Origin of the sequence: Ralstonia sp. RL, assembly GCF_001683835.1 — a bacterium.
Lineage (GTDB): Bacteria > Pseudomonadota > Gammaproteobacteria > Burkholderiales > Burkholderiaceae > Ralstonia > Ralstonia mannitolilytica.
Window position 1 is genome coordinate 86,120 of the sequence record NZ_LWRX01000056.1, and the last position, 15,552, is coordinate 101,671.

At 67.0% G+C, this 15,552-nt stretch carries 15 protein-coding genes; 6 read left to right on the forward strand and 9 right to left on the reverse strand.

The window, feature by feature from the left end:
* Window positions 1–54 precede the first annotated feature (54 nt).
* On the forward strand, window positions 55–1,071 hold the full coding sequence (locus tag A6M56_RS05640) for a LacI family DNA-binding transcriptional regulator (RefSeq protein WP_102079033.1): 1,017 nt from the start codon (window positions 55–57) through the stop codon (window positions 1,069–1,071).
* 21 nt (window positions 1,072–1,092) lie between these two features.
* On the opposite strand, the gene A6M56_RS05645 is transcribed toward A6M56_RS05640, so the two are convergent.
* The 9 genes from A6M56_RS05645 to A6M56_RS05685 form a co-directional block, all read right to left on the reverse strand.
* Window positions 1,093–2,877 (reverse strand): IlvD/Edd family dehydratase, encoded by a 1,785-nt coding sequence (locus A6M56_RS05645; RefSeq protein WP_102079032.1) that lies wholly within the window; start codon window positions 2,875–2,877, stop codon window positions 1,093–1,095.
* A 254-nt stretch (window positions 2,878–3,131) separates the two neighbouring features.
* Entirely contained in the window at window positions 3,132–3,314 is a 183-nt protein-coding gene (locus A6M56_RS05650) for a glycine zipper 2TM domain-containing protein (protein WP_045219711.1), read from the reverse strand.
* A 71-nt stretch (window positions 3,315–3,385) separates the two neighbouring features.
* Window positions 3,386–3,943 (reverse strand): YggT family protein, encoded by a 558-nt coding sequence (locus A6M56_RS05655; protein WP_045219712.1) that lies wholly within the window; start codon window positions 3,941–3,943, stop codon window positions 3,386–3,388.
* Window positions 3,944–4,264: 321 nt separating this feature from the next.
* Entirely contained in the window at window positions 4,265–5,257 is a 993-nt protein-coding gene (locus A6M56_RS05660; protein WP_102079031.1) for a sulfonate ABC transporter substrate-binding protein, read from the reverse strand.
* A gap of 97 nt (window positions 5,258–5,354) precedes the next feature.
* Window positions 5,355–5,648, reverse strand: coding sequence for a DUF971 domain-containing protein (locus A6M56_RS05665; RefSeq protein WP_102079030.1), 294 nt, complete (start codon window positions 5,646–5,648; stop codon window positions 5,355–5,357).
* Entirely contained in the window at window positions 5,635–6,594 is a 960-nt protein-coding gene (locus A6M56_RS05670) for a HEAT repeat domain-containing protein (RefSeq protein WP_102079029.1), read from the reverse strand. Before A6M56_RS05670 ends, A6M56_RS05665 begins: the two co-directional genes overlap by 14 nt.
* Window positions 6,595–6,601: 7 nt before the next feature.
* On the reverse strand, window positions 6,602–6,847 hold the full coding sequence (locus tag A6M56_RS05675) for a 4Fe-4S dicluster domain-containing protein (RefSeq protein ID WP_045219716.1): 246 nt from the start codon (window positions 6,845–6,847) through the stop codon (window positions 6,602–6,604).
* A gap of 9 nt (window positions 6,848–6,856) precedes the next feature.
* The gene (locus tag A6M56_RS05680; protein WP_102079028.1) at window positions 6,857–8,581 is read right to left on the reverse strand and encodes a fumarate reductase/succinate dehydrogenase flavoprotein subunit; all 1,725 of its coding nucleotides are present in this window, start codon (window positions 8,579–8,581) and stop codon (window positions 6,857–6,859) included.
* Window positions 8,578–9,366: a GntR family transcriptional regulator gene (locus A6M56_RS05685; protein WP_102079027.1), complete on the reverse strand. Its 789-nt coding sequence runs from the start codon at window positions 9,364–9,366 to the stop codon at window positions 8,578–8,580. The genes A6M56_RS05680 and A6M56_RS05685 overlap by 4 nt, the downstream gene beginning before the upstream one ends.
* A 326-nt stretch (window positions 9,367–9,692) precedes the next feature.
* On the opposite strand from A6M56_RS05685, the gene A6M56_RS05690 reads away from it, so the two are divergent.
* From A6M56_RS05690 to A6M56_RS05710, 5 genes are all read left to right on the forward strand, one after another.
* A complete protein-coding gene (locus A6M56_RS05690) occupies window positions 9,693–10,679 on the forward strand; it encodes an ABC transporter substrate-binding protein (protein WP_045219719.1) in 987 nt (328 codons plus the stop codon).
* A gap of 97 nt (window positions 10,680–10,776) precedes the next feature.
* Window positions 10,777–12,366: a sugar ABC transporter ATP-binding protein gene (locus A6M56_RS05695; RefSeq protein WP_102079026.1), complete on the forward strand. Its 1,590-nt coding sequence runs from the start codon at window positions 10,777–10,779 to the stop codon at window positions 12,364–12,366.
* Window positions 12,363–13,409, forward strand: a complete 1,047-nt coding sequence (locus tag A6M56_RS05700; RefSeq protein ID WP_082062925.1) for an ABC transporter permease — start codon at window positions 12,363–12,365, stop codon at window positions 13,407–13,409. Before A6M56_RS05695 ends, A6M56_RS05700 begins: the two co-directional genes overlap by 4 nt.
* Entirely contained in the window at window positions 13,406–14,479 is a 1,074-nt protein-coding gene (yjfF, locus tag A6M56_RS05705; protein WP_102079025.1) for a galactofuranose ABC transporter, permease protein YjfF, read from the forward strand. Before A6M56_RS05700 ends, yjfF begins: the two co-directional genes overlap by 4 nt.
* A 259-nt stretch (window positions 14,480–14,738) precedes the next feature.
* Window positions 14,739–15,551 carry an arylamine N-acetyltransferase family protein gene (locus A6M56_RS05710; protein ID WP_286757886.1) on the forward strand — a complete coding sequence of 271 codons (813 nt, stop codon included), beginning with the start codon at window positions 14,739–14,741 and terminating at the stop codon, window positions 15,549–15,551.
* Window position 15,552: the final 1 nt, after the last annotated feature.

Genomic DNA, 15,552 nt, shown 5'->3' on the forward strand with positions numbered 1-15,552 from the left:
TCGCCACTCCTCTTTTTTTCTTTCCTCTTTTCCTTTGGCGCGTAGGCGTTTCTCATGACCACCGGCACCACACCCCCTCGCATGGCCGATGTTGCGCGCGTTGCCGGCGTGTCGAAGATGACCGTGTCAAGGGTGCTGGCAGGCGGCAGCGTGTCGCCCGAAACCCGCGCGCGCGTGCAGGAGGCCATCGACGCGCTCGGCTACGTTGCCACGGCCGCAGCCGGGATGCTGTCCAGCGGCCGATCGGAATTCGTCGCCGCCCTGGTGCCTTCGCTGGCCAGTTCCAACTTTGCCGATACCGTGCGCGGGCTGAGCGATGCGCTTGCGCCGCATGGCCTGCAACTGCTGCTGGGTGATACCGACTACCACCTCGATCAGGAGGAGGCGCTGGTGAAGTCGCTGCTGCGCCATCAGCCGCGTGGCATTGCCTTGACCGGTCGCCACCACAGTGCCGGCACGCGGGCGTTGCTGGAGCGCGCCGGCATCCCGATCGTCGAGATGTGGGATCTGCCTCAGCGCCCGATCGACAGGGCGGTCGGGTTCTCGAACGCCAAGGCGTCGCTCGCGATGGTGCATCACCTGCACAAACGGGGCTACCGGCGCATCGGCTTCCTGTGCGGCGCCAGCGAACTGGACCGGCGCGGCACCGACCGCATGCGTGGATACCTAAGCGGAATCAAGGCGCTTGGCCTGGGCGAGCCGCGTGTGATCCGCCTGGGCGAATCGCCCATCACCATGAGCCACGGCGGCCCCGCGATGGCCGCTTTGCTGCAAGCGTGGCCCGATACCGATGCCGTGATGTGCGTGAGCGACATGTCCGCATTCGGCGCCATCATGGAATGCCACCGGCGCGGCATGTCCGTGCCCGGCGACATCGCCCTTGCGGGCTTCGGCAACTTTGAAGTCGCGTGGTGCTGCCATCCGACCATCACGACGATTTCCGTCGATGCCTATGGCATCGGCCTGCGCACGGGCGAGGTCTTGCTCGATGCGCTCGGCGTTGGCGAGGCCACGGGCGCACCCAAGCTCTCGCGCATCGACTTCAGCGTGGTCGAACGCGAGAGCGCATAGCGCGCGGCCTCATGCGCGGCGTCAATGCGAGTGCCGCGGATTGCCGCGCGTCTCGATCACGTTCAGATACAGGGTTGCCGGCTCCAGGCATCCGCCAGTCGAAAGCTGCCCGACAAACTGCCGATAGATTTCCTGCCAAGGCGTTTGCGACAGCGGCACGCTGAACGTTGCGGTTTCACGCCGGCGCTCAAGTTCTTCCGCGTCGACGAGCACATCGACCTTGCGGGCGTTGAGGTCCACGCGGATGCGATCGCCCGTGCGCAGGAGCGCCAGGCCGCCACCCGCCGCCGCCTCGGGCGACATGTTCAAAATGGACGGACTCGCCGATGTGCCGCTCTGCCGGCCATCGCCCATGCACGGCAGCGATTCGATCCCCTGCTTGACCAGCGCCGCCGGCGGCGCCATGTTGACGACCTCCGCGCTGCCCGGATAACCGACCGTTCCGCAGCCGCGGATGACGAGGATGCAGCGCTCGTCAATCTCGAGTGCCGGATCGTTGATGCGAGCGTGATAGTCCTCCGGCCCATCGAAGACGATGGCGCGTGCCTCGAACACGTTTTCGGCGCCGGGTTCGCTCAGGTAGGTCTGCCGGAATGCCTCGCCCACCACCGACATCTTCATGATCGCGCTGTCAAAGAAATTGCCCGACAGCACGATGAAGCCCGCCCGATGCTTGAGCGGCGCGTCCACAGGGAAGATGACATCGCGGTCGGCGTCGGGCGCGGCATCGGCAATCGCGCCGATCGTGCGGCCAGAGACGGTGCGGCAATCGCGCCGCAGCAACCCGCCCGCGTCGAGCTGGCGCAGCACGGCGGGCACGCCGCCCGAGCGGTGGAAGCTCTCCCCCAGATATTCGCCGGCCGGCATGCAGTTCACCAGCAGCGGCACCGACTCTCCGTGGCGCTGCCAGTCTTCGAGGCTGAGTTCCACGCCCATGTGGCGCGCGATTGCGATGAGGTGCGGCGGGCAGTTGGTCGACGCGCCAAGCGCCGAAGCCACCATGATGGCGTTCTCGAACGCCGCGCGCGTCATGATCGTCGAGGGGCGGATGTCTTCACGCACGAGGTCGACGATGCGCTTGCCGGTGGCATAGGCCATCTGCCCGCGCTCGCGGTACGCCGCCGGAATGCTGGCGCACCCGGGCAGCGACATGCCCAGCGCTTCGGCCAGGCTGTTCATCGACAGCGCGGTGCCCATCGTGTTGCAGTGGCCGATCGACGGCGACGACGCGGTGGTCAGCTCCATGAAGCCTTCGTAGTCGATGTCGCCGGCAGCCAGCCGGTTGCGCGCATGCCAGATGACGGTGCCGGAGCCGACCCGCTTGCCTTCGTGCCAGCCGTCCAGCATCGGCCCACCAGACAGGACGATGGCCGGCAGGTCCACCGTGGCGGCGGCCATCAGGCAGGCGGGCGTGGTCTTGTCGCACCCGGTGGTCAGCACGACACCGTCGAGCGGGAAGCCGTGGAGGATCTCGACCAGACCGAGATACGCGAGATTGCGATCGAGCGCAGCAGTCGGGCGGCGACTCTGCTCGGCCAGCGGGTGAACCGGAAACTCCATCGGAATGCCGCCCGCGTCGCGTATGCCGGCCTTCACACGCTGCGCCAGCTCGATGTGGTGCCGGTTGCACGGCGCCAGATCGCTGCCCGTCTGCGCGATCCCGATGATCGGCCGGCCTGACTGCAACTCTTCGCGCGTCAGGCCGTAGTTCATGAAGCGTTCGACGTAGAGGGCGGTCATGTCGGCGTGGCTCGGGTCGTCGAACCACAGCTGGCTGCGCAGTCTGCGTGGAGCTTGGGTGGGCATGGTGTCTCCGTCGTTGTGTGGCCGGGCTTCCCTCTGCGGGGGTGTTGGCGTGGCGATACACCAGCGTCCGCCGCTTGATTGGTACCGGTAACAACGAATGGTAGACCGGGATCACGACGCAGGCAATCAGCGGCGGGACCCCATTACCGCAGACGGTGGCGCCGCAGTGCTTTCGGTGCCCGCTGCACCCGTTACGCTGCCTGCTGCGCCACGTCGTTCCTCAGCAGCCCGCGTGTGCGCTGGTTGGCCGAGGCTTACTTGCTGAGTTCGTGCCCGATGACGGCACCCGCGGCCGCACCGCCGATCGTGCCCGCCGGGCTGTGCGTCAGCTCATGGCCGGCCACGCCGCCTGCCACCGCACCGCCCGCCGTACAGCCGGTCAGCGTGGGCGCGAGCACGGCCAGGGCGCACACCAGTGCTGTTTTCCATGTCTTCATGATGCCCTCCGGAGAAGCCGGCCAGATGCAGCAGCCGGCATATCCGCAGGCGAGCAAAGCGCGTGCCGCCCTCACATGAACAGCGGCGACAGCGACAGGTGCGACAGGGCGATCACGATCACCTGCGCAATCACCAGCAGGATCAGCGGCGAGAGATCGAGCCCGCCCAGCGGCGGCACCACGCGGCGGATCGGGCGCAGCAGCGGATCGACCAGCGTGTTGAGGACGGCGCCCATGGGAGAGTGCGGCCCAACCCAGGACAGCACGGCCGAAGCGATCGTCACCCACACCAGCACGTTGAAGGCCCACTTGAGCACCGTGAAGAGCGCCGCCACAAAGCCCATCGGCAGAAACGCCATCGGGCTCAGGCCCACCGAGGCCAGCAGCAGAAGCAGATACACCAGCGCCGTGGCATAGGCGGCCACCAGGCACGACCAGTCGATGTAGCCAGTGGCGGGAATCACCCGGCGCAGCGGATGCACGAGCCACCCCGTCAACTGGAAGATGGCTTGCGACAGCGGATTGCGCGGCGACAGCCGCACCGCCTGCGTCCAGGCGCGCAGCAGCAGCGCCGCGCCAAAGAGCGTGAAGATCGTGTCGAGCAGAAAACGCGTGATATCGCCGAACATGCGTCCGGATCTCCTATGGTCAGGTGGGCCAAAGCGTGAGGCAAAGGTGGCGCCCCGGGGGCGCGGTATTGTCGCACGGGATCTTTGCGGAACGCCCGTGCCGACACCCGCGTCATGATCGCCTTGCTGCCCATCCTCCGGACGCGAATGCCGGCGCGGCGGCCGGCCCTTCTGAGACAGCCCTGTCCGGTGCCGCCTGCAGAGCGGGCCTGCGCCGGCGAGCCTTGATGGCGTCCGGCACGGATGCTCGACCTGTGCCGGCCCGCTCGGCTGCGCCTTGACGACTTCCTGACCGACGTCGCTGCTGCGTGGCGGCCGCGCTTACAAGCCCGCCACCGGGAAGCTCGCCTGCCAGACCGCGCCCTGTACGTTCACCGCTTTCGGGATCAGCTTCTGCTGCAGGAACAGGTCGGCGATCTGCTGCTGTGACGCCACGATCTGCGGGGTGACCGGCGTTACGCCATAGGGCACGCGCCGCAGCCACGTTTCCACCACGGGTTGCTCGATGCCCAGCTTCGGCGAGAGCAGCGCTGCCGCTTCCTGGGTGTGCTGGTTCACCCACAGGCCCGAGGTGCGCAACTGCGCCAGGATGGCATTCACGGCGCGCGGATGCGTCTTCACGAAGTCCGGGGTGGCCTCGTAGAAGTTGAACACCGGCAACTCGCTGAAATCGCCCAGCGTGCGCGTCTTCAATGCCTTTTGCGCCAGCGCGTAATACGGATCCCACACCACCCACGCGTCGACGGCGCCGCTTTCGAAGGCGGCACGTGCCTCGGCCGGCGGCAGATAGATCGGCTGCACGTCCTGTACCGTCAGGTTCGCGCGCTTGAGCAACTGCACGAGCAGGTAGTGCGAGCTTGAGCCCTTCTGCAGCGCAATGCGCTTGCCCTTCAGGTCCGCCACGCTGCGCGCGGGTGAGCCGTCGAGCACGAACAGCGCCTCGTTCGTCTTGCCGCCGGGCTCGGCCCCCACGTAGACGAGGCGCGCACCTGCCGCCTGCGCAAACACGGCCGGTGGAGCGCCGGTATAGCCGAAGTCGATGCTTCCCGTGTTGAGTGCCTCCAACAGTTGCGGCCCGGCGGGAAATTCTTTCCACTCGACCTTGTAGCCGAGTTCGGCCAACGGTTTGTCGAGCGAGCCCTGCGCCTTGAGCACGGCGAGCAGGCCTGCCTTCTGAAAGCCGATGCGGACCGTTCCAGCCGGGTCTGCGGCATGTGCGAAGCCGGCGTTCAGCGCGAGGCCGGCGCCCAGCAGTGCGGCGAGCCAGCGTCGTCGCGCAGGCGATGCAGCGGTGTGGTGCGATTGGGTTTGCATGGTTCCTCCAGCGAGTTGGGTGGCGTGCGGCCGATGCTACGGACCGCGCGCGTGCGAAGGAACGAACAAGATTGCATGTGCATAGACGCCGGCAGGGTCAGCGTTTCACGGCGGTAGCGGCAAGCTCCGCCAGATAGGCCCATGGATAGACGCCGCGCGCATGTCCATCGCTGAACACCAGTTGCACGCCGTAGCCCACGGGCTCAATGCGGGTGATGCGCACGTCGGCCGGCGCGCGGATCGGCATGCCCTGGTGGCGCTTGAACTGGCACTCGGCGCATCGGCAGGCCCGGCGCAGCGCAGTGTGGTCGAGCGCGACGGACGCCCCGGGCCAGTGCACGCGCAGCGTGTGTGTGGCAACGTCGTTGTCGATGCGTTCAGGGGCTTGCACGGGTGCCCTCGAGCTGTGCCAGCGCGATGCGCACGGCTTTCACCACTTCCGGATCGCCGTCGCCTTCCGCACGGCGCAGGGCGGGCACGGCCGCGGCTGAGCCCGTTTCCCCGAGCGCAAGCGCGGCCTCCTTGCGCAGATTGCTGATCGGGTGGACGAGCAGCGCAGCGAGCGCCTCCACGGCATGCGCGGCGCGCCAGCGGCCGAGCGCGCGTGCAGCTTGCAGGCGGACTTGCCAGTAGTCATCGGTCAAGGCCTCCACCAGCGTCTGCGTGACGTGTGCGTTCGGTGCCAGCGCACGCAGCTTGCCGAGCGTGCCGGCGCTTTCCTCGCGCACGCGCCACGCGGTGTCGCGCAATGCGTCGAGCAGCGCGGGGAGGACCGATGCGTCCGCCGCAAGGCCGAGGGCGCCGACTGCGGCACGCCGTACCTCGGCGTCGTCGTCCTGGCGGGCGCGCTCGGCCAAGGCCGGCAGCGCCGCCACATGCTTGCGCCAGCCGAGCACGGCCACCGCTTCGCGGCGCACGGCGGCATCCGCGTCCTGCAAGGCTTGCAGTGCCGGCGCGTCGCTCTCGGGCACGCGCAGTTCACGAAGCCCGCGCAGGGCGGCGGCGCGCACGAACGCGCTTGCGTGGTCCACGTAAGGCAGCAGCGCGGGGGCCGAGTCCGCCGATTTCAGTTCACCGAGGCCGAGCGCCGCGGCCTCGCGCACGGCGGCATCGGCGTCTTCCAGCGCGCGGGCGAGCGCGGCGACGGTGTCCGGCCGTTCCCACGTGGCGATGATGCGCGCGGCTTCCAGCCGGACTTCGGGCGCGGGGTCGTGTGCAAGCAGCGCCGTCACCTCGGGCAGCGCGTCGGCGTCTTCCTCGTCGGCCAGTTGCAGCAGGGCGATGCGGCGTGTGGCGGCATCCGCATCGTGCAGGCGCGCCAGGATCGTTGTCGTCATCGGCGCCTCAACGCAGCAAGTAGGGGATGTCGACCTTGACCGCGCCGGTCGGGCAGTCCTGCTCGCAGGGCATGCAGTACCAGCACTCGTCGAACTGCATGAAGGCCTTGCCCTTGGTCAGGTCGATGGCGAGCAGGTCGAGCGGGCAGACGTCGACGCAGACGGTGCAGCCCTTGTCGGCAATGCACCGGGCTTCGTCAATGGTGACCGGCGCGCTGCTGCGCGAGGCGATGTCGTGTGGGGTGTGGGGCATGGCGATGGCTCAGGCGGCTTGCGGAATGCGCAGGTGCGCGTACGAATCGGTGCCGTGCACGTCGACCGGGATGACGTAGGGCTCGATGGCCTGCTTGCGGCTGGCCATGTGGCCGCGCGCATCCTTGTAGAGGCGCGTGTGGCAGAACCAGTTGGCGTCGTCGCGCTCGGGGTGGTCCACGCGATGGTGGTACAGGCCCCAGCGGCTTTCGGTACGAAAGAGCGACGCGCGCGCGGCCATCTCGGCGCAGTCCCGGATGAAGCTGACTTCCATCGCGCGCATCAGCTCGTGCGGATTGCGTGCGTGCAGGTGCGTGATGTCTTCGGCAATCTCGGCGAAGCGCCGCAGGCCGATTTCCATCTTGCGCGTGACCTTGGGCGGCTGCAGGTAATCGTTCACCATGCGGCGCAGCTTGTATTCCACCTGCGCGGGGGCGAGGCCGTGATCGCGTTGCAGCGGCGCGAAGATGCGCGTGCGCTCGCGTTCGATCTGCGCGTCGTCGACGCGGGCGTCGCCTTGCCGGCCGGCGATGTAGTCCGCCGCGTTCTGCCCCGCAAACCAGCCGTACGTGAATGCGCCGAGCATGTAGTTGTGCGGCACGGCGGCCATGTCGCCCGCTGCGTAAAGGCCCGGCACGGTGGTTTCCGCGCGCGCATTCACATACACGCCAGACGCGCTGTGCCCGCTGCAGAAGCCGATTTCCGAGATGTGCATCTCCACCATCTGCGTGCGGTAATCGGTGCCGCGCCCGGCGTGGAAGCGTCCTCGGCTGGGGCGCTCGTTGGTGTGCAGGATGGTCTCGATGGTCTGGATGGTTTCTTCGGCCAGGTGGTCGAGCTTGAGGAATACTGGCCCCTTGCCGCCTTGCAGCTCCTGGTAGAACTCCCACATCATCTGGCCGCTCCAGTAGTCGCACTGGATGAAGCGCTCGCCGCGCGCGTTGGCGGTGTAGCCGCCCAGCGGGCCGGTCACGTAGGCGCACGCGGGGCCGTTGTAGTCCTTGATGAGCGGGTTGATCTGGAAGCATTCCAGGTTGGAAAGCTCCGCGCCCGCGTGATACGCCATCGCGTAGCCATCGCCCGCGTTGGTGGGGTTTTCGTATGTGCCCATCAGGTAGCCGGAAGCCGGCAGGCCAAGCCGCCCGGCGGCGCCGCAGCTCAGCACCACGGCCTTTGCGCGCACCACGAGAAAATCCGCCGTGCGGCAATCGAAGCCGAGCACGCCGCAGGCGGCCCCATCGGCATCCGTCAGCACGCGCGTGACGACGATGCGGTTCGTGATCTCCACCCGGGCACGCTTGAGCTGCCGATACAGCACCTTCTTGATGTCGTGCCCCTCGGGCATCGGCAGCACGTAGCTGCCCATATGGTGGACCTTCTTGACGGCGTAGTCGCCGGTCTCGTCCTTCTCGAACTTCACGCCCCAGCGGTCAAGCTGCTCGATGGTGGCGAAGCTGTGCTGCGCATAGGCATACACGGCCGACTGATCGACGATGCCGTCATTGGCCAGCGTGATCTCGCGCGTGTATTGCTCCGGCGTGGCATGCCCGGGAATGACGGCGTTGTTCAGCCCGTCCATGCCCATGGAGATCGCGCCGCTGCGTTTCACGTGCGCCTTGTCGATCAGCAGCACACGCAGCGCGGGGTTGCGTTCTTTTGCCTTGATGGCCGCCATCGGGCCGGCCGTGCCGCCGCCCACGACGACGAGGTCGTACTCCAGTTCCAACGTGTTCATACGGTGCCTTGCAGAGAAAAGACCGATTGCGCCGATGCGGCCACCTGCCGGTCCAGCCGAAGCCGGTACTGGAAGGCGTCGCCACGGAAGCTGAGGCGTTCATAGTCGATGGGCGTGCCGTGCGCGTCGTGCGTCAGGCGCTCCACGCGCAGCAGCGGCGCACCGGCGCCCGTGTCGAGCGCGCAGGCGGTCGCGTGGTCGGCGAGCGCCGCATCGATGGCCAGCGTGGCATGCCCGAGCGCCACGCCCGCGTCCTGCTCCAGCACGAGAAACACGTCGCGCGTCACCAGGTCGGCCCTGGCGACGATGCGGCCGAGCGCTTCAGGCAGCCACGTCACCTCGAGCGACACCGGCGCTTGATCCAGCAGCCGCACGCGGTGCAATTCGGTGACGGGCGCGCCGGGTGCGAGGCGCAGCGCCTGCGCGACGTCGGCGGGGGCCGGCACCGTCTGCAGCTTCAGCACGCGGTTGCGGATCGCATGGCCCTGCGCGGACATCGCCTCGGCAAAGCCCTGCAGCGCCGTCACGTTCTGGAACGCCTTGGGCTGGCTCACGAACGTGCCCTTGCCATGGCGGCGGTAGATCAGTCCTTCGTTCTGCAGGTCGGCCAGGGCCTGCCGCACGGTGATGCGGCTGGCGCCAAACTGCGCACCCAGCGCCGCCTCTGAGGGCAGCAGGGATGCCGGCGCGTACAGGCCGCTGACAATGCCCTCGCGCAGCGCGCCCTTGATCCGCTCATAGAGCGGCGGGGCCGGCGGGCGAGGGGAGGATGGGGATGTCGTCATCGGGGGCGAACTCGTTATGACAAGTGGGTGCGCCCAGTCTAAAAAGCCGGCGTTGGCAGGGGAACGAAGCTTTTTCGATATGGTTCTGCGGTTTTTGCGAGCGAAACCCTGCCGGGTTTTGTGCGTTGCACGATGCTGCAGTCGGGCAATCGATATCAAAACCGATATCCGTCGTGCCAGAAAAAAGCATTAGACGGTTATGTCTCGCTGTCCATAACATGGCTCAGCACGAACGGCAGCAACGCAGGCAGGGTTGCCGCTGAAAAAACAAACGTGCGCAGCCGCAGGCAGTGACGGGCTGCTTCCACCATAAGAGGAGAGACGCAATGGCAACAACGCGCGCTGATCGCGCCCGACGTACCGTGTTGACCTTTCTCGCCACGGCCGGCGTGCTGTTGGCAACCGGCGCCGGGTCTGCAGCCCACGCGGCGGACAAGGCCTTCACCATGGGCTTTGCCCAGGTGGGTGCCGAGAGCGAATGGCGCACCGCCAATTCGGAGTCGATCAAATCCGCCGCCAAGGCGAACGGCGTGACCCTGAAGTTCTCTGACGCGCAGCAGAAGCAGGAAAACCAGATCAAGGCGATCCGCTCGTACATCGCGCAGAAGGTGGACGTGATCGCGTTCTCGCCGGTCGTGGAATCTGGCTGGGACACCGTGCTGCAGGAAGCCAAGGCCGCCAAGATCCCGGTCATCCTGACCGACCGCGGCATCGACAGCAAAGACCCGTCGCTCTACACCACGTTCATCGGCTCGGATTTCGTGGAGGAAGGCCGTAAGGCCGGCCGCTGGCTGCTGGAGAACTACAAGGGCAAGGGCGACGTGAACATCGTCGAGTTGCAGGGCACCGTCGGCTCGGCGCCGGCCATCGACCGCAAGCGCGGCTTCGAAGAGATCATCAAGACCGACCCGCGCTACAAGATCATCCGCTCGCAAACCGGTGATTTCACCCGCGCGAAGGGCAAGGAGGTGATGGAAGCCTTCCTCAAGGCCGAGGGCAAGAAGATCAACGTGCTGTTTGCACACAACGACGACATGGCGATCGGCGCCATCCAGGCGATTGAAGAGGCAGGCCTGAAGCCGGGCAAGGACATCACCATCATTTCCATCGACGGCGTGAAGGGCGCGTTCGAAGCCATGATGGCCGGCAAGCTGAACGTGACGGTGGAATGCAGCCCGCTGCTCGGGCCGCAGTTGATGGAAACCGCGCGCGCCGTGCTGGCGGGCAAGCCGGTGCCCAAGCGCATCGTCACCAAGGAAGGCATCTTCCCGATGGAAGTGGCGGCCAAGGAGTTTCCGAACCGCAAGTACTGAGGCTGCGCGGGTTCGCAAGCCCTTTGCTGAACAGGCGCAACCGGCACGGTGGAGGCCTTCCGCCATGCCGGTTGCGCCACGTTAACAGGTGACACCCATGCCGGACCACGTTGACCAAACCGCCGCGCACGATGCACGCGGCGCGCTGCTGCACATGCGCGGCATCTCCAAGAACTTTCCCGGCGTGCAGGCGCTGGCCGGGGTCGATTTCCGCCTGTTTCCCGGCGAGGTGCATGCCCTGATGGGGCAGAACGGCGCCGGCAAATCGACGCTCATCAAGGTGCTGACCGGCGTGGAGGCGCCGGATGCGGGCGAGATCCTGCTCGGCGGTCAGCCCATCGCGCCGGGCTCGCCGCTGGAAGCGCAGAAGCTGGGCATCAGCACGGTGTACCAGGAGGTAAACCTCTGCCCGAACCTCACGGTGGCGGAGAACATCCACATCGGCCGCTTTCCCATGCGCCTGGGCAGCATCGACTGGCGCGCCACGAACCGCGCTGCCCAGGCGCTGCTGGCCGACCTGAACATCCACATCGACGTCGCCCTGCCGCTGTCGCTGTACCCGGTGGCCATCCAGCAGATGGTGGCGATTGCGCGGGCGCTCTCCACCGAAGCGCGCATCCTCATCCTCGACGAACCGACCTCCAGCCTGGACGACGACGAAGTCGCGCGCCTGTTTGCCGCCATTCGCACGCTCAAGGCACGCGGCATGGCCGTGCTGTTCGTCACGCATTTCCTGGAGCAGACGTACGCCATTTCGGACCGCATTACCGTGCTGCGAAATGGCCGGCTGGAAGGCGAGTACGCCGCGCGTGACCTGCCGCAACTGCAACTGATCAACAAGATGGTCGGGCGCGACATCGACGCCAGCCGCTTCGCGCGTACCGAGGTGCCGCCCGTGGACGACACGGCGCCCGCATTCCTGAGCGCGCGCGGCATGGGCCGCCGCGGCGTCGTGCAGCCGCTCGACCTGGATGTGCGCCCGGGCCAGGTGCTGGGTCTGGGCGGGCTGCTCGGCTCGGGCCGCACCGAGACCGCGCGCCTGCTGTTCGGCGTAGACCGCAACGATGCAGGCTCGATCAACGTGCAAGGGCAGTCCCACCAGTTCAGCTCGCCGCGTGACGCGATCCGCCAGGGCATCGGCTTCTGCCCGGAAGACCGCAAGACCGAAGGCATCATTGCCGAGCTGTCGATCCGCGAGAACATCATCCTCGCGCTGCAGGCCAAGCGCGGCCTGTTCCGCTATCTGCCCAGGAAGCGCCAGCGCGAGATTGCGGACCAGTACATCGCCCAGCTCGGCATCAGGACGCCGGATGCGGAGAAGCCCATCGGCCAGCTCTCGGGCGGCAACCAGCAGAAAGCCGTGCTCGCACGCTGGCTGGCGACCGACCCGGCCATGCTGATCCTGGACGAGCCGACCCGTGGCATCGACATTGCCGCCAAGCTCGACATCATGGACCTCGTGACCGCGCAGTGCCGCAAGGGCATGGCGATCCTGTTCATCTCCAGCGAACTGCCCGAGGTGCTGCGCGTGAGCCACCGCCTGGCGATCCTGCGGGACCGCAAGAAAGTGGGCGAGCTGGCAGGCGAAGACATGACCGAAGACAACCTGTGCCACGTGATTGCCGGCGGTGAGCTGCCCGCCAAGGCACCGCCCAGCGCGTCTGCCACCACCGGAGGCGCAGCATGACGCAACGCTCCCGCATGCACGCGCTCGCCGGCCACCGGCTGTTCTGGCCCTGCGTGACGCTGATCCTGCTGTGCGTGCTGAACACGTGGTTCAACCCGCATTTCTTTCACCTTGAGATCCGCGGCGGGCACCTGTACGGCAGCGTGATCGACATCCTCAACCGCGCGGCACCGCTGATGCTCGTGTCGCTGGGCATGACGCTGGTGATTGCCGTGGGTGGCATCGACATTTCGGTCGGTGCGGTGGTCGCCATCTCGGGCGCGATTGCGGCATCGCTCATCGGCGGTACGCTCGTCGTCCAGAACGGCATGCCGGTGTATGTGACCAAGGTGCCGCTGATGCTCGCGCTGCTGGCCGCGGTGGGCGCCGCGCTGGTGTGCGGGCTGTGGAACGGCATGCTCGTGGCCGGCGCCGGCATGCAGCCCATCATCGCCACGCTGATCCTGATGGTGGCCGGGCGGGGCGTGGCGCAGCTCATCACCGGCGGGCAGATCATCACCGTCTACTACGAGCCGTTCTTCTTCGTGGGCAATGGCTACCTGTTCGGGCTGCCGTTCGGCCTGTACATCGCCGGCGCCGTGCTGTGCCTGCTTTTGCTGCTGATGCATCGCACGGCGTTGGGCCTGTTCATCGAAGCGGTTGGCATCAACCCCGTGGCGGCGCGGCTTGCGGGGCTGAACACCAAGGCGCTGCTGTTCGGCATCTACGGGTTCTGCGGTGCCATGGCCGGCGTGGCAGGGCTCATCATCTGTTCCAACGTGAAGAGCGCCGATGGCAACAACGCGGGCCTGCTGCTCGAGCTGGACGCCATCCTGGCCGTCACGCTGGGTGGCACGTCGCTCGCGGGCGGCAAGTTCAGCCTGTGGGGCAGCGTGGTCGGGGCGCTCATCATTCAAACGCTCACGTATGCGATCTACTCGATGGGCGTGCCGCCGGAGGTCAACCTGGTGGTGAAGGCCGTGGTGGTGTTTGCCGTGTGCCTGGCGCAATCGGCGGCATTCCGGGCGATGGTATTTCAACGCCGCGTGGGGGCGCAGTCATGAGAATCAATCCACGGCGCTTGCCGTTCTATGTGACGTTGTTCCTGTTCGCGCTGCTGTTCGGTTTCGGGTCTGTCACGTACACCGGGTTCTTCAGCGTGCAGGTGTTCCTGAACCTGTTCATCGACAACGCCTTCCTGATCGTCGTGGCCATCGGCATGACGTTCGTCATCCTGTCGGGCGGCATCGACTTGTCGGTGGGGGCGGTGGTGGCGCTCACCACGATGATCTCCGCCGCGCTGGTCGAGCACCATGGCTGGTCGATCGGTGCCGTGGTGCCGCTGGTGCTGGTCGCAGGGACGCTGTTCGGCCTGATGATGGGCGTGCTGATCCAGGTGTTCCGCATCCAGCCGTTCATCGTCACGCTGGGCGGCATGTTCCTGGCGCGCGGGCTGTGCTACCTCATCAGCATTGATTCGATCAGCATTACGAACCCCACCTACACCGCGCTCTCGCAGCACAAGATTCTCGTGGGCGGCGGCAACTACGTGTCGCCCAGCGTGGTGACTGCGCTGGCGGTGTTTGCGGCTGCCGTGTGGCTTGCGCACTGCAGCCGCTTTGGCCGCACGGTGTATGCGCTGGGCGGCAACGAGCGCTCGGCCTTGCTGATGGGCCTGCCGGTCGCGCGCACGCGCATCCTCGTCTATGGGCTCAGCGGGTTCTGTTCGGCACTGGGTGGGGTGCTGGTGACGTTCTACATGCTCTCGGGCTACGGGCTGCATGCGCAGGGCATGGAGCTGGATGCCATTGCGGCCACGGTGGTGGGTGGCACGCTGCTGACCGGCGGCGTGGGGCTGATCAGCGGCAGCGTCGTCGGCGTGCTGCTGTTGGGGGTCATCCAATCGCTGATTACGTTTGACGGCACGCTCAGTTCGTGGTGGGCGCGCATTGCCATCGGCGTGCTGCTGTGCATGTTCTGCCTGATGCAGCGCTTCCTGGGCCGTGCGCAGCGGGGCACCGCGCTGCCGCCCGCCGGCCCGCACAGGCCGGCGCATCGCTCCGATGAGGCCCGCAAGGACGCGCCCGCACCTGCTGTCCTGATGCAGTCGCACGCCATCCCCCCGTTCAACTAGCGCGGCGGACGCCGCGCAATCGCCGCCGCAGACCTAGATGGTGCCCTGCGCCGCTGGCATTGACGGCTCCGGTCACGTGCCGCTTGCACATCTGCGTGGGTCCATCATGGATGAGGCATTGCGCGGCATGGGTTTTGGCCCCAATCTGGGGTCCGAAGCCATCCGGCCGCTCCATAGGCGTCTGGACGCAACCGATCCTGCTATCTTCAGGCGCCCGGATGCAGCCGGCCATCCCGACGTCCGCACAAGGAGACACCACGTGACCGTTCACCTCGATCTGGACGCCTACTTCCACCGCATCCGCTGGGGCGGCCACACGCGCCCGACCTACGAGACGCTCGCGCAACTGGTGCGCGCGCACATGCGGTACATCCCGTTCGAGAATCTCGACGTGCTGCTGGGGCGGGGCATCCGGATCGACCTCGAAAGCGTGCAGGACAAGCTCGTGCGCGCGCGTCGCGGCGGCTACTGCTTCGAACATGCGACGCTGTTTGCGGCCGTGCTCGAGCGCCTCGGTTTCCAACCGGTGCGCCATTCGTCGCGCGTGATCCTGTTGTCGCCGCGCGCGGAGGCGCCGCGCACGCACATGTTCCTGACGGTTCCGCTGCCCGAAGGCACCTTTGTCGTCGACCCCGGCTTTGGGGCGCTGGCGCCGCGCGTGCCGGTACCGCTCGTCGACGGCCAGGAAGCCAGCATCGACGGCGAGCGGCACTGGATGGTGCGCGACGAAGGCCGCTGGATACTTCGCGCGCAGGTGCGCAGCGATACGCCGGTCGATGCCTGGGTGATCACGCTCGAAGAGGACTACCCCATCGACTTCGAGATGGCGAACCATTACACGTCCACGTATCCGGCCTCGCCGTTCAAGAACCGCATCCTGATGCGCTCGCTGACCGATGAAGGCCGCGTGACGGTGATGAACCGCGACGCCACCATCTGGCGCGCAGACACGCCGCACCGGTTCGAGCTGGAAGACCGCCGCGCGCTGCGTGGCCTGCTGGTGGAGTATTTCGGCATCGATCTTCCGGAAGTCGAGCACATGCGCGTGCCCGGCATTCCGGAATGGGCCTGAG